The organism is Aquabacterium sp. CECT 9606, assembly GCF_918741295.1.
Taxonomy (GTDB): Bacteria; Pseudomonadota; Gammaproteobacteria; order Burkholderiales; family Burkholderiaceae_C; genus Aquabacterium.
In genome coordinates this window covers 834,619-858,890 of the sequence record NZ_CAKKNB010000002.1, presented here as the reverse complement: position 1 = coordinate 858,890, position 24,272 = coordinate 834,619, and the positions used below count along the sequence as shown (strand labels likewise).

19 protein-coding genes and 2 pseudogenes are annotated in these 24,272 nt (G+C 63.6%); 13 read left to right on the top strand and 8 right to left on the bottom strand.

From position 1 onward, the window contains the following. Positions 1-17: 17 nt before the first annotated feature. A pseudogene (locus LQ232_RS11675) lies at positions 18-218 on the bottom strand (cold shock domain-containing protein); the annotation flags it as partial. A 231-nt stretch (positions 219-449) separates the two neighbouring features. On the opposite strand from LQ232_RS11675, the gene LQ232_RS11670 reads away from it, so the two are divergent. Continuing rightward, complete coding sequence (locus LQ232_RS11670) at positions 450-1,175, top strand: TetR/AcrR family transcriptional regulator (RefSeq protein WP_230180486.1); 726 nt, start codon at positions 450-452, stop codon at positions 1,173-1,175. Here LQ232_RS11670 and LQ232_RS11665 read toward each other — a convergent pair. Next, complete coding sequence (locus LQ232_RS11665) at positions 1,147-2,457, bottom strand: pectinacetylesterase family protein (protein WP_230180485.1); 1,311 nt, start codon at positions 2,455-2,457, stop codon at positions 1,147-1,149. The genes LQ232_RS11670 and LQ232_RS11665 overlap by 29 nt on opposite strands. A gap of 307 nt (positions 2,458-2,764) precedes the next feature. Between LQ232_RS11665 and LQ232_RS11660 the strand changes: the two genes are divergently transcribed. From LQ232_RS11660 to LQ232_RS11650, 3 genes and pseudogenes are all read left to right on the top strand, one after another. Beyond that, positions 2,765-3,421 carry an LON peptidase substrate-binding domain-containing protein gene (locus LQ232_RS11660; RefSeq protein ID WP_230180484.1) on the top strand — a complete coding sequence of 219 codons (657 nt, stop codon included), beginning with the start codon at positions 2,765-2,767 and terminating at the stop codon, positions 3,419-3,421. A 199-nt stretch (positions 3,422-3,620) separates the two neighbouring features. After that, positions 3,621-3,806: pseudogene (locus LQ232_RS11655) on the top strand (hypothetical protein); the annotation flags it as partial. Positions 3,807-3,814: 8 nt separating this feature from the next. Next, positions 3,815-4,036, top strand: a complete 222-nt coding sequence (locus tag LQ232_RS11650) for a hypothetical protein (protein ID WP_230180483.1) — start codon at positions 3,815-3,817, stop codon at positions 4,034-4,036. Positions 4,037-4,046: 10 nt separating this feature from the next. On the opposite strand, the gene LQ232_RS11645 is transcribed toward LQ232_RS11650, so the two are convergent. From LQ232_RS11645 to LQ232_RS11635, 3 genes are read right to left on the bottom strand one after another with little or no spacing between them, the layout of a single operon-like run. Continuing rightward, positions 4,047-5,528, bottom strand: a complete 1,482-nt coding sequence (locus LQ232_RS11645) for an efflux transporter outer membrane subunit (RefSeq protein ID WP_230180482.1) — start codon at positions 5,526-5,528, stop codon at positions 4,047-4,049. Between the two features lie 23 nt (positions 5,529-5,551). Next, positions 5,552-7,156 (bottom strand): DHA2 family efflux MFS transporter permease subunit, encoded by a 1,605-nt coding sequence (locus LQ232_RS11640; RefSeq protein ID WP_230180481.1) that lies wholly within the window; start codon positions 7,154-7,156, stop codon positions 5,552-5,554. A 10-nt stretch (positions 7,157-7,166) separates the two neighbouring features. Further along, positions 7,167-8,303, bottom strand: coding sequence for an HlyD family secretion protein (locus LQ232_RS11635; RefSeq protein ID WP_230180480.1), 1,137 nt, complete (start codon positions 8,301-8,303; stop codon positions 7,167-7,169). Between the two features lie 113 nt (positions 8,304-8,416). On the opposite strand from LQ232_RS11635, the gene LQ232_RS11630 reads away from it, so the two are divergent. Beyond that, the gene (locus LQ232_RS11630; protein ID WP_230180479.1) at positions 8,417-9,097 is read left to right on the top strand and encodes a TetR/AcrR family transcriptional regulator; all 681 of its coding nucleotides are present in this window, start codon (positions 8,417-8,419) and stop codon (positions 9,095-9,097) included. A 4-nt stretch (positions 9,098-9,101) separates the two neighbouring features. On the opposite strand, the gene metE is transcribed toward LQ232_RS11630, so the two are convergent. Beyond that, positions 9,102-11,486 (bottom strand): 5-methyltetrahydropteroyltriglutamate--homocysteine S-methyltransferase, encoded by a 2,385-nt coding sequence (gene metE, locus LQ232_RS11625; protein WP_230180478.1) that lies wholly within the window; start codon positions 11,484-11,486, stop codon positions 9,102-9,104. Between the two features lie 250 nt (positions 11,487-11,736). Between metE and LQ232_RS11620 the strand changes: the two genes are divergently transcribed. After that, the gene (locus tag LQ232_RS11620; RefSeq protein WP_230180477.1) at positions 11,737-12,108 is read left to right on the top strand and encodes a hypothetical protein; all 372 of its coding nucleotides are present in this window, start codon (positions 11,737-11,739) and stop codon (positions 12,106-12,108) included. 51 nt (positions 12,109-12,159) lie between these two features. Here LQ232_RS11620 and LQ232_RS11615 read toward each other — a convergent pair whose 3' ends face one another. Next, entirely contained in the window at positions 12,160-12,786 is a 627-nt protein-coding gene (locus LQ232_RS11615; RefSeq protein ID WP_230180476.1) for a L,D-transpeptidase, read from the bottom strand. 157 nt (positions 12,787-12,943) lie between these two features. Here LQ232_RS11615 and glgB point away from each other — a divergent pair, with 157 nt between their 5' ends. The 7 genes from glgB to LQ232_RS11580 all read left to right on the top strand — a co-directional run bounded on the left by glgB (position 12,944) and on the right by LQ232_RS11580 (position 23,811). After that, positions 12,944-14,839, top strand: coding sequence for a 1,4-alpha-glucan branching protein GlgB (gene glgB / locus LQ232_RS11610; protein ID WP_230180475.1), 1,896 nt, complete (start codon positions 12,944-12,946; stop codon positions 14,837-14,839). Next, entirely contained in the window at positions 14,817-16,832 is a 2,016-nt protein-coding gene (locus LQ232_RS11605; protein ID WP_230180474.1) for an alpha-1,4-glucan--maltose-1-phosphate maltosyltransferase, read from the top strand. The genes glgB and LQ232_RS11605 overlap by 23 nt, the downstream gene beginning before the upstream one ends. A 10-nt stretch (positions 16,833-16,842) precedes the next feature. Then, complete coding sequence (gene treS, locus LQ232_RS11600; RefSeq protein WP_230180473.1) at positions 16,843-20,187, top strand: maltose alpha-D-glucosyltransferase; 3,345 nt, start codon at positions 16,843-16,845, stop codon at positions 20,185-20,187. Positions 20,188-20,199: 12 nt separating this feature from the next. Next, positions 20,200-20,883, top strand: a complete 684-nt coding sequence (locus tag LQ232_RS11595) for a hypothetical protein (protein ID WP_230180472.1) — start codon at positions 20,200-20,202, stop codon at positions 20,881-20,883. A 74-nt stretch (positions 20,884-20,957) separates the two neighbouring features. Then, entirely contained in the window at positions 20,958-22,139 is a 1,182-nt protein-coding gene (locus LQ232_RS11590) for an amylo-alpha-1,6-glucosidase (protein ID WP_230180471.1), read from the top strand. Between the two features lie 159 nt (positions 22,140-22,298). Next, positions 22,299-22,766, top strand: a complete 468-nt coding sequence (gene secB / locus LQ232_RS11585) for a protein-export chaperone SecB (protein ID WP_230180470.1) — start codon at positions 22,299-22,301, stop codon at positions 22,764-22,766. A gap of 16 nt (positions 22,767-22,782) precedes the next feature. Then, positions 22,783-23,811 (top strand): NAD(P)H-dependent glycerol-3-phosphate dehydrogenase, encoded by a 1,029-nt coding sequence (locus tag LQ232_RS11580; RefSeq protein ID WP_230180469.1) that lies wholly within the window; start codon positions 22,783-22,785, stop codon positions 23,809-23,811. Here the strand turns inward: LQ232_RS11580 and trmL are convergent. Next, entirely contained in the window at positions 23,793-24,263 is a 471-nt protein-coding gene (gene trmL, locus LQ232_RS11575; protein ID WP_230180468.1) for a tRNA (uridine(34)/cytosine(34)/5-carboxymethylaminomethyluridine(34)-2'-O)-methyltransferase TrmL, read from the bottom strand. The genes LQ232_RS11580 and trmL overlap by 19 nt on opposite strands. Positions 24,264-24,272: the final 9 nt, after the last annotated feature.

Here is a 24,272-nt window from a genome sequence, read left to right as displayed (position 1 = left end):
GCCTGTCGAACCACCCGCACCGCTTGTGGTTTCCCACCGTTGCCCACGCCTACCTCGTAGAAGAGGGCCTCTCCAGCGGTGGGCCGTGACCCATCACGGGGGAACGCGCTGATGTGGACGAATAACTCGCGGCCGCCTTGGCTGGGCGCGATGAAGCCAAAGCCCCTGTCGTCATGCCAAGTGCGAAGAATCCCTGAGTGCTGGCTTGCCAAGTTCACTGCACCATCACTGCCTTGGGCTTGCGATTCACGTTCTTCTCCCCTTGCATTACGTTTGATTCTCGATCCTGGAGCATAGGTCCGTCAGGACCATGAAAATGGACAGCGGCGAACTTTCGCTCGGGTGCAAAACGGTCGAATGGAAAGGCATCCTCGTGCGGTGTCTGCCACCATGCTGGCCGATAGAATAGGTCGGTCTGGCATTGCCCTCTTGCGCACGTGAACCAACCCATGCAAACGAAAAACCGTCGGTCGTACAACGGCATGACAGCCGACGAACGTCAGAAGCAACGGCGGGAAAGGTTCATCGCGGCTGGCATCAAGGTATTTGGACGCAAGGGCGTCAGCGGCGCCACCGTTCGCGAACTTTGTGCTGAGGCGGGTTTCACCGACAGGTACTACTACGCGTTGTTTTCGGATTTGGACAACTTGTTCGCGGCGACGTATGAAGCGGTCACTGCGGAACTGGTCAAGGATCTCTACGCCGCGATGCATTTGTCGGACAAGCCCATCGCGCAATTGGCCCAGGATGGCTTGCAGAGCTTTTATCGCTTCTTGCAAGCGGATCCTGACCGAGCCAGGATACTGCTGGTGGAGGCCCAAATTTATTACTACTCTGGCAAGCTTCATTTCGCCATCACCGACGAGCCTTATCTGGCGATCCTGGGGCCTGTTCTGAGCCGTCGCTATCCGGGCATCGACTCATCGGGCATCGATGTCATTTACACGATCAAGACGCTGCTCGGAATGGTCATTTCGTCGGCCGCCATCTGGTGTCTTGAAGGCATGAAGATGCCGATCGATGAAGCAGTGAACAACCAATTGTTCGTGTGGCATGGCCTGGATGTCTGGCTGCGGGGCGTCGCCGAACGCGCCAGACATTCTCATCTGTCGGACGGTAAAGACCCGCTTGACGCGGGCCTTGTCCCTACAGGAGCGAATCAAAGAAAGAATTGAGCAGGTTATCGAACAGCGACACGCCTGTTGGGGACTGAATCACCTTCGCTTTTTCGTAAGACCTGATGGGCGCTCCTGAACCGTTGATCAGGTTGTCAACGATGACGCCGACGCTCTTGTGCTTGGATTCCGCGATGGCCGTACCGCCGAATGTCACGGTGGTCAGGCAATGCGCACCCATGAGGTCACGCTCATACGGCATGTACCAGCCGATGTTGCCGGCTCCTTTCACGACGTTGACCAAGGTGTTGAGTTCGAGATCCCACTTCGCCAGCAACTGCTCCTTGCGTTCCTTCTCGTCTGCGATGGCGCCCAACTCTGGATGGAAGTCGTCGTAGGAGAAGCCTGAGAAAATGGCGTCGCGCTGAAATGCCACCAGAGAGAACCGGTCATTGGGATAGATTTTGGCGATCTCCGGGACGAAGCTGCCGAGGTTGTTCGCGTCGCCTTTCCCCGGGTAGCGCGCCATCAATTCCGTGACGATGCCTTTGGGCGTGTCATAACCCCAAACCTTTCTGATTTTGTTGTGCAGGGGGACGGAAGGGTATTGCGCCGGGTCGCCATCGGCGGGCGCCCACATCAGCGGCCCGGAATCGGCCAGCAAGGCCGACTGTTTGGGCTTGATCTGGTCCCGCAGCGTGGGATAGGCGGCTTGCGAGCCCACGCCACCAGCAGAGAAGCCGGTGACCAGCAATTTGTCCGGACGCGGCATGTTTGCCCCCACCCAGGCTGATACGCCTTTGGCATTGAGGTACCCCCGGTGATATTGCACGCGGGGCGCATCGGGATTCGAGTCGGCATACACCTGTGTCGAATTGCCTGTATGCACATCGCCTGTGCAATACGGGACGTAGACGATATTCCAGCTCTGTGTCTCGACGGATTGCAGCGGATGTATCCGAGCCGAGAATGGCGTGATCAATCCCAGAAACGAGAGATTGATTTTACCAAGAGGGCTGTCTGCGGCATTGGGTTGGCTTGGTGTCAGTCTTGTCATGTAGTCTGCCGCGATGCCGTTTGGGTTGCTGGCTGACTTGGCAAGTCCTTTTTTGCCCAGGCAGGAATCCTGTGCCCAGCACGCTCCACCGCCCTCGAACAAGATCACCGTATTCGTGGTGAATGGCGTCTTGTTCACGAAGAAGCGATAGGGGCTGCCGTCCCCGCAGGAGGCGCCCGAGGAAGCAGGCAATTCCACCGATTCCCATTTGAAGTACGCGGCATTGGCGGCGCCGCAGCAGATGGACGCAGTGGCCAGCAGAAATTTAAAAACATGGCTCTTCATGGTTGCCCTTTAAAGTCAAAAGTTGATTTTTGTTATTGTGAAGACAATCATCTTCAACATGCGCATTGTTTTCACGCTTGCGTTTAGTACATTTGTGTTGTATGTGACGATTCTCATCGTCAAAGTTATATCGACGACTTGCGGCAAGGCCAAGGGCCTGATGCTGCGCAGTGGCACGGTGGTCGTCTCAATAAGGCCCATGCACCTCTCCCTGAGGAAGCGCAACCGTGACCCATCACGCCAGAGACGTCCACGGCCACGGCCCCGAACGGGCACACTGCCAGCTCCACCGCGCACATCCCGCACCATGGACCTCACCGCCCTTCCCCTCTTTCCCCTGCACACCGTCCTCTTCCCCGGTGGCCTGCTTCCCTTGCAGATCTTCGAGGTTCGTTACCTTGACCTCATGAAGCGCTGCGAGCAAAGCGGTGCCCCCTTCGGCGTGGTCTGCCTGCAAAGCGGCCATGAAGTGCGGCGTGCCCCGCGCCCAGGCGAAGCTGAAGGCGCCAGCAGCGGCACCGAGACCCTGGCCCACATCGGCACCCTCGCCAGGCTTGAGCACATCGAGCATCCCCAGCCCGGCCTGATGCTGGTGCAAGCTCGTGGCACCCAGCGCTTCAAACTCGACAGCACCCATCTCTTGCCCCACGGCCTGTGGACAGGCGCCATCCAATTGCTGCCGGATGACGCCCCCACGGCGGTACCCGCTGAACTGGCCGTGCTCAGCCAGCGCCTGCAAGATGCGTTCACCGCCATGGCGGCCCGCGAAGGCGAGCAGACGCTGCCCGCACCGCCCGGCGACCCACGCTGGCAAGATGCCGGCTGGTTGTCCAACCGCTGGGCCGAATGCCTGCCTTTGCCAGTGGCCGAACGCCAACGGCTGATGAGTCTGGACAACCCGCTGTGGCGCCTGGAAATGGTGGCCGAATGGCTGGACCGCCTGAGCCAGAACGCGGGCACCTGATCGAGGCACATTGCCCCCATGCCGACGCAAGGCTATCATCTTCTTCCCATAAGCAGAGGAGGAAAACATGGCCAGTACCGACGTCCCCCTGTACCGCTCATTGCTGGGCGAGGCCGCCAAGCTCAAGATCCGCGACGGCGTCCCTGATGAGGGCATGCTCGACCTGCGATGGATCGACTCCCCGTAAGGCACGCCATATTCCGACGAGATCCTCATCGTCAAGGATGACAAGAAGAAGACCAACCCCAAGGGCACCGTGAGTGGCTATCACTATCAGTTGACGGCACGCACCCGGATGACGGTCCTGACCTTCAAGGGCTACCTTGACAACATGGCCCGAGCGGCTGTCGTGCTGCAGATCGACCAAGCCAAAACAGTGAAGTGAGGAACAAAATGCCCGAGATCTCCATCAACACGATGATCGTGGCCATCCAGGCCGTGGCAGCGCAAGTGAAAGAGTTGCGCGTCACTGTCGACAGTGACGACGCTCAACCCGAAGACATGCAACTGCTGGAAGAATGGACCGAGGCGGCCGAAGACCTGGAGCGGGCCTATGACACCTCGGCCCTCACCGTGATCAACCTGCCACCGTACGACAGCCTGGTCGGCCGTTGAGCGTGACAGATCAAGGTTGCACGGTCTTGGCAATCGTCAGCGAGGCCTCGGGCGACCACCCACCACCCAACGCACGCGCGAGGTTCACCGCCGCCAGCAAACGCTGTGTGCGGATCTGCGCGGCCGCGCGGTCGGCGGCCAGGCTGCTGCGCTGGGCATCGGTCACGTCCAGGTAGCTGGACACACCCCGCTCGTAGCGGGCACGCGCCACCTCGTAGGCCCGCGCGGCGGCCTGCTGGGCTTGGGCTTGGGCATCGGCCTGCAATTGGCGCTGCTGCGAGTCGGAGAGCGCATCCTCGACCTCGCGCAAGGCCGTCAGCAATTTGCCGCGATGGGTGGCCAGGGCCTGCGCATAGCGGGCCTGTGAGGCGGCCAGATTAGCCTGGTTGTGCCCACCATCAAAGATGGGCAATGACAGCGCCAGCGGGCCGACGCTGAACTGCTGCGAGCCATCGTTGGTCAACTCGCGAAGCTTCTGGGACGCGAAGCCGTAGTTGCCCGTCAGGCTCACCGAGGGGTAGAAGGCGCTTTCTGCCACGCCCACCTGGGCATTGAGCGAACGCAAGGCGGCCACGCTGGACGACAGGTCAGGCCGCTGGGCCAGCAAACTGGCAGGCAGGCCCACGGGAATGGCGGGGGGCAAGGGCAAGGCGCTCTTGGCCTCGCTGCCCAGGCTGGCGATCAGGGGCTCGCTGGGCGAGGCGCCGACCAGCACGGCCAGGCCGTGCTCCAGTGTCTGGCGCTGGCGGCGGGCCTCGTGCAGATCGGCCTCGGCATTGGCGCGCTCGATGCGGGCACGTGACAAGTCCAGCTCGTTCGACAGGCCGGTGTCAAACCGGGCGTTGATCAGTTGCTCGGACTCGCGCCGTGTGCTGAGCGCGCTTTCCAGGATCGCGATCTCGGCATCCGCGCCGCGCAACTGGAAATAGCCCATGGCCACCTGGTGGGTCAGCATCAGCAGCACGCCATCGCGGTCGTAGCGGGCGGCCAAGGCCTGCGCATCGGCCGACTCGACCGCGCGGCGCACGCGGCCCCACAGGTCCAGCTCATAGGACAGCGAAGCGCCCAAGGTGAAGTTGCTGCCTTTGATGGCATGCCGGCCCAGCATGATGGCCTGCGAGGTGTTCTCGGACGAGCGCGAATACGCGGTTGATGTGCTCACCCCCACCTTCACACCATCATCGGCATTCGCCACACCCAGCAGGGCCTGCGCTTCCAGCATGCGCTGGCCGGCCGCTTGCACATTGGGGCTGTCGCGCAAGGCTCGGCGCTCCAGGGCGTCCAGCGTCGCGTCGCCAAACAAGGTCCAGCTGTCGAGCGGCATTTGCGCGCTGTCGGGCCCCTTGCCATCGACATGGCGGTAGCTGGCCACGGGCTCGAACCTGGGCGCGGCAAAGTCAGGACCCACCGTGGTGCAGGCGCTCAGCAAGGCCACGGCAGAGAAGGCGGCGGCAGCGGTCACGCCACGGCTCAAGGGCTTGATGAACAACATGTTTTCTCCAGCGTCTTTCATCATCAATGGGCACCGGCGCCGCCGCTCGAAGGCGACTTCACCTTGTCGGCGAACCACAGCACGCCGATGCAGGCGAACAGCACGCCCGCCATCATCAGGAAGCCATCGTTGTAGGCCATCACATAGCTCTCTCTGCGCACAATGCGGTCGATCACCGCAATGGCCTGGTCGGCGGCCCGCGCGGGGTCGATGCCACTGGCGATGAAGCCTTGCGTCAGCTGGTCCAGACGCGACCGCGTGGCCTCGGACAGCATGGACACCGACTCGCCGACCACCGCCGAATGGAAGTGCTGGCGGTTGGTGAGCATGGTGGCCAGCATGGCGATGCCGATGGAGCCACCCAGGTTGCGCGTCATGTTGAACAGGCTGGAGGCCGAAGGCATGTCCTTGGGCGAGATGCCCGACATCGCGAAGTTCGACAGCGTCAGCATGATGAAGGGCTGGCCCAGCGCGCGCACCACTTGCGAGGCCAGCAACTGGTCGTAGCCCACCGAGGCATCCATGAAGCCGTTCATCAGGCACGAAGTGCCGAACAGCGCCAGACCGATGGTGCACATCACCCGGTTGTCCACGCGAGAAGACATGATGGCGGCCACGGGCATGATGAACAATTGCGGCAAGCCCGCCCACATGATCACTTCACCGATCTGCATGGGCGTGTAGCCCGCGATCTGGCCCAGGTACAAAGGCAGCAGGAACGAAGATCCGTACAAGGCCATGCCCGTGACCGCGGCCAACAAGGCCGACACGAAGAAGTTGCGGCGCAGGTAAAGGCGCAGGTTCACGAAAGGCTCATCGCGCAGCAAGCTGGTGGCCACCCAACCGACCAGGCCCACGATGGCCAAGGTGGCGAAGGTGCGGATGAAGTTGGAGTCGAACCAGTCCTTGGAGTTGCCCTCTTCCAGAAAGATGGTCAGGCTGCCCAGGCCCACGGCCATGAAGGCGATGCCGACCCAATCGGCGGTGGCCAGCAGCGACCAGTTGCGGCCTTCCTTGTCCAGGCCCCACAGGATGCCAAAGATCAGCAAGATGCCGGGCACCCAGTTGATGTAGAAGATCGATGGCCAGCCGTACAGTTCCGACAGGTAGCCGCCCAGCGTGGGGCCCAGCGTGGGCGCGAGCGTGGCGGTCAGCCCGAACATGGCCATGCCCACGGCGCGCTTCGATGGTGGCAGCTTGGTCATCACCAAGGTCAGGGCCATGGGGATCAGCGCCCCCCCGGTGAACCCCTGCATCATGCGGAACACGATCATGCTCGGCAGGTTCCAGGCCGCGCCGCACAGGGTTGAGCAAACAAGGAACAGCGCCGTGGTGCCGACCATGTAGGTGCGCAGGCCCAGCACACGCGCCATCAAGCCGGTCAAGGGGATGACGACGATCTCGGCGCACAGGTAGGCCGTAGAGATCCACGAACCTTCCTCTTGCGTGGCCGACAGCGAGCCCAGGATGTCCTTCAGCGATGAGTTCGTGATCTGGATGTCCAGCACCGCCATGAAGGCACCGAGCAGGCCGGCCGCCACGGCGAACCAGGTTCGCAGGTCGATGCGCTGGCTCGGATCCGCCAGGGCGGGCACGAAGGGCGCTGGGGGTGATGCGGCGCGCGACATGGTGCGCAGCTCAGCGTTGCGCGTCAGGCGACTGGCGCAGGTCCACTTCGGCCAGGGCCGACATGCCGGGGGCCAAGCGGCCGGCCAGGCGCTGCAGGTCCGCGTCGGCCAAGGTCAGCTTGACGGGCACACGCTGCACGATCTTGGTGAAGTTGCCAGTGGCGTTGTCAGCCGGCAGCAGGGCGAACTGGTTGCCCGAGGCGGGCGAGAAGCTGTCCAGCCTGGCCTTCAGGTGCTGGCCAGGCAAGGCGTCGATGACCACATCCACTTCCTGACCAGGCTTGAGGCCCGCCAGTTGTGTTTCCTTGAAGTTGGCCGTGACCCACACCTTGTCTTCCACGATGGCGGCCAGTTGCTGGCCCGCTTGCACGCGCGCGCCGACTTCGACATTGCGCTTGCCCAGGCGGCCACTGACGGGCGCCACGATGCGGTTGTAAGTCACTTGCAGTTGGGCATCCTTGGCCTGCGCCTGCAGCACCTTGATCTGAGCCTTGAGCACCTCGCGCGCCGCCTGGGCCGCGCCCACCTGCGCCTGGGCGGCCAGGGCCGCGTCCTTGCGGGCAGCGACATCGGCCAGGGCACCCGTGCGGGCCGCGTTGGCCGCGTCCAGCTCGGACTTGGCCACGGCCTTCATCTGCGTGTTGTAGAGCTGGCCATAGCGCTCGGCATCCTGCTGGGCGCGCAAGGACAGTGCTTGCGCTTGGGCCACCTGGGCCTGCGCGGCACTGGCCGAGGCGCGTGCCTGCGCTGTCTGAGCATCGGCCTGCAACACCTGTTGCTCGACCGAGGCGATCTGTGCGCGGATCTGTTCCAGCTTCACGCCTTGGTCGGCCGGGTCGAGTTCGGCGATCACCTGGCCCTCTTTCACGATCTGGTTGTCATCGACCAGCACCTTGGTGACCACGCCCGAGATCCGCGCCGAGATGGGATGCACGTGGCCAGCCACGTAGGCGTTCTCGGTCTCGACAAAGTTCTGGCTGCGCCAGTACATGCGACCACCGAAACCCAGGCCGGCCAGGATCAGCACGCCCAGTACACCAAAAACGCGCACCTTGGAGGGCGGCTTCTCGGCGGGCTGCACAGCCGCGGAGCCGGCCGGGTTGGTGGCAACGAGGGTGACGGGTTCGGTCTTGGCCGGGTTTTGCATGGCGCGCACTCTCTGGCAATGAAATGGAGTCAGCGCATTATTTGCCTCGCCCTGCCCACTGTCAAGAAATGAAACGCTTTCATTTCATTAAATTGTTGGGTAAAGTGCGGGACATGTCCAAAATGACCGATTCCCCCAGGCCACGCCCCGCCTCCGCCGCCAAGAAGGTGCCCAGCAAGGGCGCGGGCCGCCCGCGCGCCGCCGAGGTGGAAGCGCGTTTGCACGACCTCAAGCAGACCGCTGGCCGGCTTTTCCTCGACAAGGGCTACGGCAATGTGAGCCTGGAAATGATCGCCCGCGAAGCGCGCGTGGCCGTGCGCACCATCTACATCAAGTTCGGCGGCAAGAACGGCCTGTTGAGCGCCCTGCTCCAGGACAAGCGTGCGCAGTTTTTCGCCGACATGGACCTGGACAAGGACCAGCGCCCCATCCGCGAGGTGCTCGACGATTTGGCGACCCGGCTTTACAGCCTCTTGACCTCGCCCGAGGCCGTGGGCCTGCAGCGCATGTTGGCCGCCGAGGCGCGCAGCAATCCCCAGTTGGTCGACACCTTCTTTGCGATGGGTCCGAACGTCACGCGCGATGCCATCGCGCGCTTCCTGAAACGCCCGGACGTGCGTGACCAATTGCTCGATGATCTGCCCGAAGACCAGCTGCCCGTGCACCTGATCAACTGCGTCTTGGGCGACCAGCTCTCGCGCGTGCTGCGCGGCCAACCGGAAGGCACGCCCGAGCAATGCACCGCAGCACGGCGCAAGCGGATGGAGCTGTTCTACCGAAGCGTGCTGCGCTGAGCCCTCAGGCAGCTTGCCCGCAATCGTTGCAACCCGCACTGTGCACATGGTTTGACAAGGCGGGGTTGATGGCCGCCCCGGTCCGCGGCGCCAGGCGCAACCAGGCGTCATCGCCCTGCTCGCCAATCTTCAGGCGCAGGGCCTTCGCCGCCTTGACCATGTTGGACAGGGCCGCCTCGGTCTCGATCCAGCCACGGGTCTTCAAACCACAATCGGGGTTCACCCAAAGGCGTTGCGGGGGGATGACTTCGCAGGCTCGCTCCAACAGCTTGAGCATCGCCTCCACCCCCGGCACACGCGGCGAATGGATGTCGTACACGCCCGGCCCGATCTCATTGGGGTAGTCGAAGGCGCCAAAGCCATCCAGCAACTCCATGGCCGAGCGCGAGGTCTCGATGGTGATCACATCGGCGTCCATGGCCGCGATGGACGGCAGGATGTCATTGAACTCGGCGTAGCACATGTGGGTGTGGATCTGCGTTTCGTCTTTTACGCTGGCGGCCGAGATCTTGAAGGCGCGCACGGCCCACTCCAGGTAGGCGGCCCAATCGCGCTGGCGCAAGGGCAGCCCTTCGCGGATGGCGGGCTCGTCGATCTGGATCACCTTGATGCCGGCCTTCTCCAGGTCGCTCACCTCGTCGCGGATGGCCAGGGCCAATTGCAGCGCGGTGGTCTCGCGCGGCTGGTCATCGCGCACAAAAGACCACTGCAGCATCGTCACGGGGCCGGTGAGCATGCCCTTCATCAGGCGATCGGTGAGCGACTGGGCATAGCGCGTGGTCTCCACCGTCATGGGTTCGGGACGGAACACATCGCCATAGATGATCGGCGGCTTGACGCAGCGTGAGCCATAGCTTTGCACCCAGCCGTTCTCGGTGAAGGCGTAACCCCACAGCTGCTCGCCAAAATACTCGACCATGTCGTTGCGCTCGGCCTCGCCATGCACCAGCACGTCCAGGCCCAGATCCTCTTGCTTGCGCACAGCCAGCTCGATCTCACTGCGGATGCGTTGCAGGTAATCCAGCGCGCTCAGCTCGCCGCGCTTGTGCGCCGCGCGGGTCTGGCGGATGGCCGCGGTTTGCGGGAAGGAGCCGATGGTGGTGGTGGGCAACGGCGGCAGCTGCAAGGTCTGGCGTTGCTTTTCGATGCGCTGGGTAAATGGGCTGGCGCGGTGGGCCATGCTGGTGGTGACCGCCGCCAGGCGCTTTTGCACCAGGGCATTGACCACGCGCCCTGACTGCCGGCGCGAGGCTTGCGCCGCATCCGAGGCGGCCAGCTCGGCGGCCACGGCGGCCTCGCCTTCGTTCAAGGCCCGGCCCAGCACCGTCAACTCGTGCAGCTTTTCGGTGGCAAAGGCCAGCCATGACTTGATCTCGGCATCCAGCTTCTGTTCGCTGGCCAGCGACACCGGCGTGTGCAACAAGGAACACGATGGGGCCACCCAGAGGCGGTCGCCCAGCTCGGCGTGCAGAGGCTGCAACAAGGCGAGCACGCGGCGCAGGTCGGTGCGCCAGATGTTGCGGCCATCGACCACGCCCACCGACAGCACCGCATCCTTGGGCAGCACCTGGCGCCAGGCATCGAGCTGCTGCGGCGCCCGCACCAGGTCAATGTGGAAACCCTGCACCGGCAACTGCGCCGCCAGCACCGCGTGGTCGGCGGCCGTGTCGAAGTAGGTGGCCAACAAGAGCTTGACGCCCGTCCCTGCCAGATCGGCATAGGCGGGTGCGAAGGCTGCGCGCCAGTGGGCGTCCAGGTCCAGGCACAGCGCGGGCTCGTCAATCTGCACCCAGGCAATGCCCCGGTCGGCCAGGCGAGCGAGGATGCGCTGGTAGGCCGCCACGATCTTGGGCAACAGGCTCAAGCGGTCAAAGCCCGCCACGTGCGACTTGGCCAACCACAGGTAAGTGATCGGGCCGATCAACACGGGCTTGACGGGCAGGCCTTGCGACAAGGCTTCGTCGATGTCGTCAAAGAGCCAATCCACGCCACCATCAAAGGTGGTTTGCGCATCAAGCTCGGGCACCAGGTAGTGGTAGTTGGTGTCAAACCACTTGGTCATCTCCATCGCGGGTTGGGCTGTGTTGCCGCGTGCGAGTTCAAAGTACTGGCCGAGGCTCAGGGCCTTGGCATCAAAACCAAAGCGCGAGGGCAGGCAGCCCAGCAAGGCGGAGGTCGACAGCATCTGGTCGTACCAGGCAAAGTCGCCGGCGGCCACGGCGTTCAGGCCGGCGACTTTTTGTGCCTGCCAGTGGCGTTGGCGAAGTTGCACGCCCACCTGGCGCAAGGCAGCTTCGCTCAACTCACCGCGCCAGAAAGACTCTTGCGCGGTCTTGAGTTCGCGTTGGGCGCCAATGCGCGGAAAGCCAAGGATGTGGATGCGGGCCATGAAAGCTCTCTGAAGAATGAGTGGGAATGCCACGCAGTCTGCGCAAGGCCTGCATTTGAATCAAGCGATGAGTTTTCACTTTGACATGAATATCATTCATGTCAATGCGAATTCAGGGTCCGGTCGATTGTGCTGCAGCATTTGCTGACCATGATGGGAAAGTTACCCAAAGGCCATTGCTCAAGCGTGAGCCGTGGGAACGCGCATTGCCACTGCGTAAGGGTCCCATCAACTACCTGAGGAACATACCATGAGCAAACTGAGCAAAGGCTTGACCATCACCGCCGTGAGCGCTGCTTTGGCCGGCAGCATTGGCTTCGCGTACGCACAATCTTCATCCACGGGCCAAGGCTCCGCGGCCAACCCCAGCGCCACCACCAATGGCACCGTGAGCACGCCACCGGCCTCGGGCATGAGCACCACCACCGACACCACGCGCTCGGCCCCAATGAACACGCAGAACAACAGCACCGGCACCACCTCCAGCCCCAACCTGGAACGCGGCACGGGCGCCAACGCCAATGACGGGCTGAACACCATGCCTGCCACGGGCGCCGGCAATGAAACCTCGGCACCCGCCCCTGTCAGCCCTGACCGCCCTCCTCGTGCTGACCGCAACTGAGTGAGTAAGCAAGTGAAGTGACCGCCTCGGTGGTCACTGCGGCAAACCGGGTCACGAGCCCGGTTTGTTCGTTTTCAGGGCAGAAAACACATCACGTCCGGACGGCGTTTCTGGCAACACGTACATCACACCGCGGCGAGCCTGGAAGGTGAGTTTCACCACCGTGTCAAAAAATGCCACCGGCACATTGATGCAGCCATACGAGATGCGGTTGTCGGCAGGCGTGGCCGTGGCCAGCCGCTCCAGGCGGCGCTCCTTGGGGTTGGTGGCCCGCACGCGGTGCATCGAGACCGCCGCGTCATAGTCGATCCAGAAGATGTCTTCACCTTGGGCATTGCGGCCAGGCTCAATGGCAAACCGTCCGGCTGGCGTGGTGCGCTCGTCGGGCCGGATGTCGGCGATCTTGCGCTGCCCGATGCCAGGCACCGAGGCATCGCCCCGCGCACTGCCCAACAGGACGGGCGAAGACCCCTGCACCCGCCCGTCGGGCTGGAACACGAACAGGCGTGCCCGGGCCTTGTCGATGATGGCAAAAGGTTGGCCCTGGGTGTCCCGTGTCTGCGCCACCGAATCGGCCAACTGCTGAACAGGGTCTGCGCTGGCGGCTGCACTGCCGATGGCCGGGATCAAGGCCAACGTGCAGGCCAGCCCGCACAACAATGTGTGGGTTTTGGTCATGCCCGCCACGAGCAATTGGCGCTCCCAGCCAAGCCAGTGCACCGGCACATTGTTCAGAAAAAAATCCCGATCGGCAGCCAACTGCCAATGTGGCCTCGGGTACGCCGATTGCTCTTGCAGTGCAACACCAAGAAAAAACCATGGAGCGCACCCCAACGTGTTGACCGACCAAGATCTGTACCTGTTTGGCGAAGGCACCCACGCACGCTTGCACGACCAGATGGGCTGCCATCTGACAGGCGGGCAAGAAGGCGCGCATTTCAGAGTTTGGGCGCCCAATGCGATCAGCGTGTCGGTCATCGGCGACTGGAACCACTGGGATCCCCACGCCAACCCCATGCAACTGCGCCACGACCACAGCGGCGTTTGGGAGGGGCAGGTGCCGCAGGCACGTCATGGCCACGCCTACAAGTACCGGGTGCATGGCCACGGCGGCTTGTACGTGGCCGACAAAGCCGATCCCTTTGCCGTGCATGCCGAGGTCTCACCCGCCAAAGGCAGCCGCGTCTGGTCGCTGGAGCACGAATGGCAGGACGGCGAATGGATGCAAACACGCCACGTCAAGAATGCGCTGGATGCCCCCATGTCCATCTACGAGTTCCATGTGGGCTCATGGCGGCGTGGCGGCCAAGGCCCTGTGAACTACCGGGAACTGGCGCATGATCTGGCCGACTACGTGGTACAGATGGGCTTCACCCATGTGGAGCTGATGCCCATCACCGAACACCCCTTCTATGGTTCATGGGGCTACCAGACCACGGGGTATTTCGCGCCCACATCGCGCTACGGCACGCCCCAGGATTTCATGCATTTCGTGGACCACCTGCACCAGCGCGGCATTGGCGTGATCCTGGATTGGGTGCCCTCGCACTTTCCGACCGACGAGCACGGTCTGCAGTACTTCGACGGCACCCACCTGTTCGAACACGCCGACCCACGCCAGGGCTTTCACCCCGAGTGGAGCTCCAGCATCTTCAACTACGGGCGCGGCGAGGTGCGCAGCTTTCTCATCTCATCGGCCATTTTCTGGCTGGAGAAATACCACATTGACGGCCTGCGCGTGGATGCCGTGGCCTCCATGCTTTATCTGGACTATGCGCGCAAGCACGGCGAGTGGATTCCCAACAAACATGGCGGCAAGGAAAACCTGGAGGCGGTTGACTTCCTGCGCAAGCTCAACGAAGCCGTGTACCGCGAGCACCCTGACGTGGTCACGATTGCCGAAGAATCCACCGCCTGGCCCATGGTCTCGCGGCCCACATCGATGGGCGGCCTGGGTTTTGGCATGAAGTGGAACATGGGCTGGATGCACGACACGCTGGCCTTCATGCACGAAGACCCGGTCCACCGCAAATACCACCTGGGCAAGCTGACCTTCTCACTCGTCTACGCCTTCAACGAAAACTTCGTGCTGCCCTTGTCGCACGACGAGGTCGTCTATGGCAAAGGCTCGCTGCTGGGCAAGATGCCAGGAGACCAGTGGCAACGCTTTGCCAACCTTCGCGCCATGTACGGCCTGATGTGGACACACCCCGGCAAGAAACTGATGTTCATGGGTGGCGAGTTCGCGCAGGTGCGCGAATGGACGCACGAAGGGCAACTGGACTGGGGACTGACGCAGGAGCCGGCACACCTGGGCGTGCAACGCATGGTCAGCGAACTCAACCGCATCTACCGCGAAGAGCCGGCCTTGCACCAGATCGACTTCACCGAGGCAGGGTTCGAGTGGATCGAAGGCAATGACGTGAGCACCACCGTGGTGGCTTTTCTGCGCAAGGGCCGACCAGGCACTGCGCCCCTGCTGGTGGCCGTCAACCTCACCCCTTTGCCCCGCGAGCACTACCGCACCGGCGTGCCCCTGGCCGGCCATTGGCGCGAGGTTTTCAACAGCGATGCCAAGGAGTTTGGCGGCTCTGGCTGGGGCAATTTGGGCGGCGTTGACTCTTTGCCTGAAGAATCACACGGCCGGCCCCATTCCCTTCAACTGATCCTGCCTCCCTTGTCCACCATCATCCTCAAACTGGAAACGCATGGCCACACGGACACCCTCTGACGTCGATGGCCTGCAACGCGCGGTGATCGATGCGGTGCTGCCCGTGGTGGACGGCGGCCGCTTTGCCGTCAAGGCCATCGCGGGCGAGCCCATGCGCATCCAGGCCCACTGCTTCACTGACGGCCACGACGTGCTGCGCGTAATGCTGCGCTGGCGGACCGAGGGCGACACCGCCGTGCAAGAGGTGGAGATGGCCCTTGAGGGCAATGACGAATGGTCCGCGGCTTTCACGCCCCCGGTGCCTGGCCGTTACTTCTACACCGTGGTGGCCTGGGTCGACCACTTCGAATCCTGGCGCCACGAGTTGACGCGCCGTGTCGATGACGACGACATCCGCATTGCCGCCCTCGTGGGGGCGGAGCTGATCGAAGACGCCGCCAAACGCGCCAAGGCCGCTGACCGAATCCAGCTCGCGGCCTGGGCGAAACAGTTGCGCAAGCACCAGGGTGATGCACCCGCGCTGAAGGCCCTGGCCCTGGACGAAGTCCCGGCGGCCCTGGCCCGGCGCTACCCCGACCGCCAACGGGCCACCTCGTTTGCCACCGAACTGCCCCTGGTGGCCGACCGCGAACGCGCCCGCTTCAGCACCTGGTACGAACTCTTTCCCCGCTCGGCTTCAGACCAGCCGGGAAAGCACGGCACCTTCAAGGACGTCGAGCAACGCCTGCCCTACATCGCCGAGATGGGCTTTGACGTGCTGTACTTTCCGCCCATCCACCCCATCGGCCGCGTCAAGCGCAAGGGCCGCAACAACGCCTTGACCGCCGAGCCCGGTGATGTGGGCAGCCCCTGGGCCATCGGCGCGGCAGAAGGCGGCCACAAGGACATCCTGCCCGAGCTGGGCACGCCCGAAGACTTCCGTGCCTTGGTGCTCAAGGCCCGCGAGCTGGGCCTTGAAATCGCGATGGACATCGCCTTCCAGTGCGCGCCCGACCACCCTTATGTCCAGGCCCACCCGGAGTGGTTCCGCTGGCGCCCGGACGGCACGGTGCAATACGCCGAGAACCCACCCAAGAAGTACCAGGACATCTACCCCTTCAACTTCGAGACCGAAGACTGGCGCGCCTTGTGGCAAGAGCTCAAAAGCGTGTTCGACCATTGGATCGGCCAAGGCGTGACCATTTTCCGCGTCGACAACCCGCACACCAAGGCCTTCCCTTTTTGGGAATGGGCCATCACCGCCATCAAGCGCGAGCACCCCGAGGTGCTGTTCCTGGCCGAGGCCTTCACGCGCCCGAAGGTCATGCATCGACTGGCCAAGTTGGGCTACTCGCAGTCCTACACCTACTTCACCTGGCGCAACACCAAGCAAGAGTTGACGGAGTACTTCACGGAGCTGTCGCAAGGCCCAGGCAAGGATTACTTCCGCCCCAACGCCTGGCCCAACACGCCCGACATCCTGAGCGAGCATCTGCATGCGGGTGGCCGCCCCATCTTCGCCTTGCGCCTGGTGCTGGCCGCCACCCTGTCGTCCAACTATGGCCTGTATGGCCCGGCCTACGAGCTGCTGGACAACGCCCCCCGCAGCCCCGGCAGCGAGGAATACCTCAACTCCGAGAAATACCAACTGCGCCATTGGGGCGAGTGGGACGTGGCGCGGCCCGACAGCCTGGCCCAGTTCATCGCCAAGATCAACGGCATCCGCCGGGACAACCCCGCCTTGCAGTCCAACCACAGCCTGCGCTTCGTGGGCACCGACAACGACCAGCTCATCGCCTACGCCAAACAAACCGCCGATGGCGACAACCTCATCCTGAGCATCGTCAACCTGGACCCGCACAACACGCAATCCGGCTGGGTCACGCTGGACGCCAGCATCTTGAGCCTCAACCAAGAATCACAGTACGAAGTGCACGACCTGCTGAGCGACCAACGCTTCACCTGGCAAGGTTGGCGCAACTTCGTCATACTCGATCCACGGCAATCACCGGCCCATGTTTTCCGTGTGCGCCGCCGGCAGCACAACGAGCAAAGCTTTGACAACTTCGCCTGAGAGCGCCTTGATGAACGCACCGCGAACACCGCACCTGGAAGAAGCCGAACAAGGCGCCACCACCCCGGTGACCGACGCCGCCCTTTGGTACAAAGACGCGGTCATCTACCAGCTCAACGTCAAGGCCTTCTTTGACAGCAATGACGATGGCATGGGCGACTTCAAAGGCGTGGCCGCCAAGCTGGATTACGTGAAGGACCTGGGCGTCAACACCATCTGGCTGATGCCTTTCTACCCCTCGCCCTTGCGCGACGATGGCTACGACATCTCGGGCTACGACGATGTGCACCCGCAGTACGGCACGCTGGACGACTTCAAGCTCATGCTCGATGAGGCCCACAAGCGCGACCTCAAGGTCATCACCGAGCTGGTCATCAACCACACCTCCGACCTGCACCCCTGGTTCCAGGCTGCGCGCAAAGCGCCGCCTGGCTCGCCCGAGCGCGACTTCTACGTGTGGAGCGACACCGACCAGAAGTACCTCGGCACCCGCATCATCTTCACCGACACCGAGACCTCGAACTGGACTTGGGACCCGATCGCCAAGGCCTACTACTGGCACCGTTTCTTCAGCCACCAGCCTGATCTGAACTTCGACAACCCGCTGGTGCTGGAGGCCATTTTCAAGACCATGCGCTTCTGGCTGGACATGGGCGTCGATGGCTTCCGCCTGGACGCCATCCCCTACCTGATCGAGCGCGACGGCACCAACAACGAGAACCTGCCCGAGACGCACAACATCATCAAGCAGTTGCGCGCCGCCATCGACGCCAGCTACAAAAACCGCTTCTTGCTGGCCGAAGCCAACCAGTGGCCTGAAGACGTGCGCGAGTACTTCGGCGATGGCGACGAATGCCACGCCGCTTACCACTTCCCCCTGATGCCGCGCATCTACATGGCCATCGCCCAGGAAGACCGCTTCCCGGTGACCGAGATCATGCAGCAGACGCCGGACATCCCCGACAGCTGCCAGTGGGCGATCTTCTTGCGCAACCACGACGAGCTCACGCTGGAGATGGTGACCAGCAAAGAGCGCGACTACATGTACAACACCTACGCGGCCGACCCGCGTGCGCGCATCAACCTGGGCATCCGCAGGCGCCTGGCGCCGCTGATGGAAAACAACATCGACACCATCAAGCTGATGAACAGCCTGCTGCTGTCGATGCGCGGCTCGCCCATCATCTATTACGGCGACGAGCTGGGCATGGGCGACAACGTCTTCATCGGTGACCGAAACGGTGTGCGCACGCCCATGCAATGGAGCCCCGACCGAAACGCCGGCTTCTCGCGCGCCGACCCGCAACGCCTCTACCTGCCGCCCATCATGGACGCGGTGTATGGCTACCAGGCCGTCAACGTCGAGTCGCAGATGCGCGATCCCTCGTCGCTGCTCAACTGGATGCGCCGCATGCTGGCCGTGCGCCAGACCAGCCAGGCCTTCGGCCGCGGCGAGCTCAACTTCCTCAAGCCCGGCAACCGCAAGGTGCTGGCCTACCTGCGCGAGCACGGCGACGACGCCATCCTGTGCGTGGCCAACCTCAGCCGCTCGGCCCAGCCTGTCGAGCTGGACCTGTCCCGCTTCAAGGGCCGTGTGCCGGTCGAGATGCTGGGCCGCACCGCCTTCCCTCCCATCGGCGAGTTGCCCTACCTGCTCACCATTCCCGCCCACGGCTTCTACTGGTTCAAGCTGAGCACCGATGTGAGCGTGCCCAGTTGGCACCGCGAGCAAACGCCGGCCGAAGAGTTGCCCGTGCTGGTGCTGTTCGATGGCTGGCTCAGCCTGTTCCGAGACCAGGTGGTGCCCTGGCGCATTGGCCTGGCCGTCAAGACCCGCGCGCAGTTCGAGAACCAGATGCTGCCGCGCTACATCGAGACACAACGCTGGTATGCCGCCAAAGGCGCTGCCATCAAGAGCGCGGTCATCGTGGACTCGGCCGTGTGGGAAGAAGGCCGCCACAGCTGGTTGCTGCCCGTGGTGGACATCGACGGGGCGGGCCAGGACGGCTCCGCCTACTTCCTGCCCTTGGCCATGGCCTGGGAGGACAAGGACGAAGAACGCATGCGCGGCCTGGCCGTGTCCGCCGTGGCACGGGTTCGCCAGCAAGCCAGCGTGGGCCTGATGGCCGATGCATTCGCGGACGAAGTTTTCTGCCGCGCCCTGCTGCAAGCCATCGCCACCAACAAGACCTTGGAGACCGACAAGGGCCAGCTGCGCTTTCGCGCCACGGCGGTGTTCCATGCCCTGGTCGGTGATGAGCTCGCCACCCTGGCCATCGGCAAACCACAGGCGCAAAGCAGCAACACGATCGTCACGGTGAACGAGCGTCTGTTCCTCAAAGGCTACCGCCGCGTGCGGGCAGGCCTGAACCCGGAAGTCGAGATCGGCCGGCACCTGACCGAGGTGGTCAAGTTCCCGCATTGCGTGCCCGTGGCCGGTTTGCTGGAGTACGCCGCCAACGATGGCACGGTCATGACCTTGTCGATCGTGCAAGGCTATGTGCCCAACCAGGGCGATGGCTGGGCCTACACCACCGGCTACCTGCAGCGCTACCTGGAGATGCGCCGCACCAGCCTCGAGTCGGTGCCCGAAGGGGTGCACGGCGCTTACCTGGCCCTGGTTGAAACCCTGGGCCTGCGCACCGCCCAACTGCACCTGGCCCTGGCCCAGCGCACGGGCAATCCCGCCTTCGAGCCCGAGCCTCTGACCCCGATCGACCTGCAGGCCTACCGCCAGCACGTCAGCACCGATGCGCGGTCCGTGCTCATGCTGCTGGAAAACAGCCTGGGCCAGTTGGACAGCGTTGAAGCGCAGGCAGAAGCGCACCAGGTGCTGGCCGCGCGTCACGAGATCCAGCAGCGCATTGAACGCTTCACCACTGGCACGCCCCATGCCCTCAAGACGCGTTTCCATGGTGACTACCACCTCGCGCAGGTCTTGCTCACCAAGAACGACTTCGTCATCATCGACTTCGAAGGTGAACCGGGCCGCGGTTTCGAAGAGCGGCGTGTCAAGCAATCCCCCCTGCGCGACGTGGCCGGCATGCTGCGATCCTTCAGCTATGCCAGGGTGAGCGCCCTGCGCGGCTCGGCCGTGAACGATGAAGAGCTGAACACCCTTGCCCCCTTTGCCACCGAGTGGGAGACCCAGGCCCGAGCCGCCTTCCTGACGGCGTATGCGCAAGCCACCCAGGGGGCGGGCCTTCATGAAGCCCTTGAGGCGGGCCAAGGATTGTTAGGTTTGTTCGAACTTGAAAAAGCGCTGTACGAATTGCGCTATGAGCTGAACAATCGCCCCGACTGGGTGCGCATCCCGCTGCAGGGCATCCTCGGCATCCTCAAAATGCCAGGCTAGGAGAACAAATCCATGGAAAGAGTCGACGTGTACCTGGAACCCGTCCGGGCCTTCCTGTTCGAGCTGGGGGCCTTCGTGCCCCGGCTGGGCGTGGCCATCGTGGTCATGCTGCTGGGCATCTTGCTGGCCAAGGCCGCGCGTTTTGCCATCCAGCGCGGTCTGCGCGCCATCAATTTCCACATCCTCACCAAACGATCGGGCATGGACAGCTTCCTGAAAAAAGGCGGTACCCTGATCGACACGGTGGACTTGTTCGGCCTGCTGGCTTACTGGCTGGTCATCCTGATCGCGCTGGTGGTGGCCTTCAATGGCCTGGGCCTGACCCACGTGACCGAATTGCTGGGCCGCGTGATGTGGTTCGTGCCCAAGGTGATCGTGGCGCTGCTGATCCTGGCGTTTGGTGCCTACTTCGCGCGCTTTGTGGCCAATGCCGTGTACACCTATTGCGAGAACGCCGGTATCCGGGATGGCGATTCGCTGTCCCGCCTGGCCCGATACGCCATCATGGCCTTCGTGGTGATGATCGCGCTGGACCAGATGGAGGTGGGCGGCACCATCATCCGCGATGCCTTCCTCATCGTCTTGGGTGGCATCGTCCTGGCCATCGCCCTGGCTTTTGGCCTGGGGGGCCGGGAATGGGCCGCTGCGCGCCTGGAAGAATGGTGGCCCACCAGCAAGCGTGACAAGATCCCCTGATCGCCGGGTGTTCCGGAGAACGGCCTGGCGCGATTGGTGTCAACATGCCGTCAGATGTTGCGATGGAGACCGCCATGAACAACCACGCCGCCCTCGTTGAAGAATCGCTGGTCCAGCTCTGCACCACCGAATCCCTCGAACTGTTGCGCCGCAATCTGACGCCCCGCGGCATCCTGGCGGCCAGCCGCACCGATGCCGCAGAAGCCCGCAGCTACACCCGCGTGTTTGGCCGCGATGCCGCCATTTGCGTGCTGGCCATGGCCGGCAGTGGCGACGCGGCGCTGGAACAAGGCGCGGTGGACAGCCTCGACTCCCTGGCCAATCTGCAAGCCCGCAACGGCCAGATCCCCAAGTACGTGGACCCTGAAGGGCAAGACGCCGACTTCTGGTACCTGGGCTGCATCGATGCCACGCTGTGGTGGCTGATCGCCGTGGACCACGTGCGGCGCCACGGCCGGGTGCCTGGCATGGCCGAGCGCTGGCAGCCCCAGGTCGATCTGGCCATCAACTGGCTGATGGCGCAAGAGCACCAGAAGTTCTTTCTGCTGCAGCAAAACGAGGCCAGCGACTGGGCCGACATCATGCCGCGCTCAGGCTTCGTGCTGTACACCAATGCGCTGTGGTACCGCGTCAAGCTGCTGTTCGAGCTGCCCTGCCTGGAAGAGACGCACTACCACTTCAACCACCTGTTCCACCCCTTCAAGCGCGACCTGCCCGAGTACCGGCGCGGCCGCCTGCTGAGCCACTACGCGCGGCGCGGCCAGCGCAACCCCGGCCTGTACCTCAGTTTCGTCAACCTGTCGTTCGTGGGCGACGAGGGCGATGTGTTCGGCAACGTGCTGGCACTGCTGTATGGCTTGGCCAACGACTCGATGGCGAAGGACGTCATGAAGACGCTGCAGACGGCGGAGGTGGCCAACCCCTACCCGGTGCGCGCCGTGACCACACCCATCGACGTCGACCATGAGCTCTGGCGCGCCTACATGGGGCGCCACCAGCAGAACCACCCACACCAGTACCACAATGGCGGCATCTGGCCCTTCATCGGCGGTTTCTGGGCCCTGGCCCTGGCCAAGCTGGGCAAGAAGGCCCAGGCCGAGCAGGAGCTGGCCAAGCTGGCACATGTCAACAGCCTGGATGATTGGCGCTTCACCGAGTGGTTCCACGGGCAGACACTCAAACCCATGGGCATGGCGGGGCAGAGCTGGAACGCGGCGGCGTACCTGATGGCGCAGAAGGCTTTGAACGGGGCGTAAGGCCGCAAAAGGACTTGCCCTCGTGTGGCCGGCTGGTCAGGGGCGTCCGCCTCGAATACGAACCGTCATCCGGCTGGTCCATAATCCAGCCCGATACCCATTTCTCGGGCGCAGCCTGCCAAAAATGGCTGCCCGCCATCTTCATCCCAAGGATTCACCATGACCGACCAAGCCAACAACGGCCAACCCTCCTTCAACATCCAGCGCATCTACCTGAAGGACCTGTCGCTGGAGCAGCCCAACGCGCCCGCCATCCTGCTGGAGCAAGGCCAGCCGCAAGTTGACGTTCAGCTCAACCTGAACGCCGAAGAAGTCAAGGACGGCCTGTTCGAGATCACCGTCACCGCCACCGTGACCACCAAGGTCAACGACAAGGTGCTATTCCTGGTCGAAGCCAAGCAAGCCGGCCTGTTCGAGATCCGCAACGTGCCGCAAGAGCAGATGCAGCCCATCGTGGCCATCGCCTGCCCGCAGATCGTGTACCCCTACCTGCGCGCCACCGTGGCCGACATCATCAACCGCACCGGCTTCCCGCCCGTGCACCTGACCGAAGTCAACTTCCAGGCCATGTACGAAGCCCAGTTGCAGCAAGCGCAAGCCGGCGCTGGCCAAACCCTGAACTCCTGATCTCGGTTTTACCCGCATGAACCTGACGGTTCTGGGCGCGGGCGCCTGGGGCACGGCGCTGGCCATCAGCGCCGCCCGCCACAACCCCCACGTGCTGCTCTGGGCTCGCGACGAGTCCCAGGCGCGCGACATGCAGGCCGCGCGGCGCAATGACCGCTACCTGCCCCATTCGCCTTTCCCCGACGCCCTGCGCATCACCCACGACCTGAACGAGGCGGTGGCGCATTCGCGTGCGCAAGGTACCCAGGGTGGCCTGGTCATCATCGGCACGCCCATGGCGGCCCTGGACGGCGTGCTGCAGTCCCTGCCTGAAGACGTGGCCGCGCTGTGGCTGTGCAAGGGCTTTGAAAAAGGCACCGGTCGGCTGGGTCACGAGATCGCCCTGGCCTTGCGCCCGCATGCGCGCTGCGGTGTGTTGTCGGGCCCCAGCTTCGCCAACGAAGTCGCGGCCAATCAGCCCACGGCGCTGGTGGCGGCCAGTTTCGACACCACCCTGGGCGACCAGGCGGTGGCGGCCTTCCACAGCGACACCTTGCGCGTGTACACCTCCAACGACCCGATTGGCGTGGAAGTGGGCGGCGCTGTCAAGAACGTGCTCGCCATTGCCACCGGCATCGTCGACGGCATGCAACTCGGCCTGAATGCGCGCGCCGCGCTGATCACCCGAGGCTTGGCCGAGATGACGCGCCTGGGCGTGGCCCTGGGCGCGCAAGCCGACACCTTCATGGGCCTGTCAGGGTTGGGCGACCTGGTGCTGACCGCCACGGGCAACCTGTCACGCAACCGCACGGTGGGGCTGAAGCTGGCCGAAGGGCTGCCGCTGGCGCAGATCCTGACCGAGCTGGGCCACGTGGCCGAGGGCGTGTACAGCGCAGCCACGGTGCTGCAACGGGCCAAGGCCCTGGACGTGGCCATGCCCATCACCGAAGCCGTGGTGGCCGTGCTGGAAGGCCGCATCACGCCGGCCAAGGCCGTGGGTGCGCTGATGAGTCGCGAGGCCAAGGCCGAGATCGACGGCGCACGCGTTCAGACCCCGTTCGAATAACCGTTCTGGCGCCAGGCTTCGAACACGGCCACGGCCACGGCATTGCTGAGGTTGAGGCTGCGTTGCTCCGGCAACATGGGCAGCCGCACGCGTTGATCCGAGGGGAATTGCTCGCGCAGCGCAGGATCAAGGCCGCGCGTCTCGCAGCCAAATACCAGCCAGTCGCCAGGCTGCCATTGCAAGTCACCCAACAGGCGGCTGCCGCGCGTGGTGAAGGCAAACATGCGCGAACGATCAGGCTGCACGGCATCGACGAAGGCCTGCCAGTTGGCATGGCGGCGCACTGGCGCGTGCTCGTGGTAATCCAGGCCGGCGCGGCGCAGCAGCTTGTCGTCCATAGAAAAACCCAGGGGCTCGATGAGGTGCAACTCGCAGCCGGTGTTGGCCGCCAGGCGGATCACGTTGCCGGTGTTGGGCGGGATTTCAGGTTCGACGAGGACGATGCGGAACATATGCCCGCG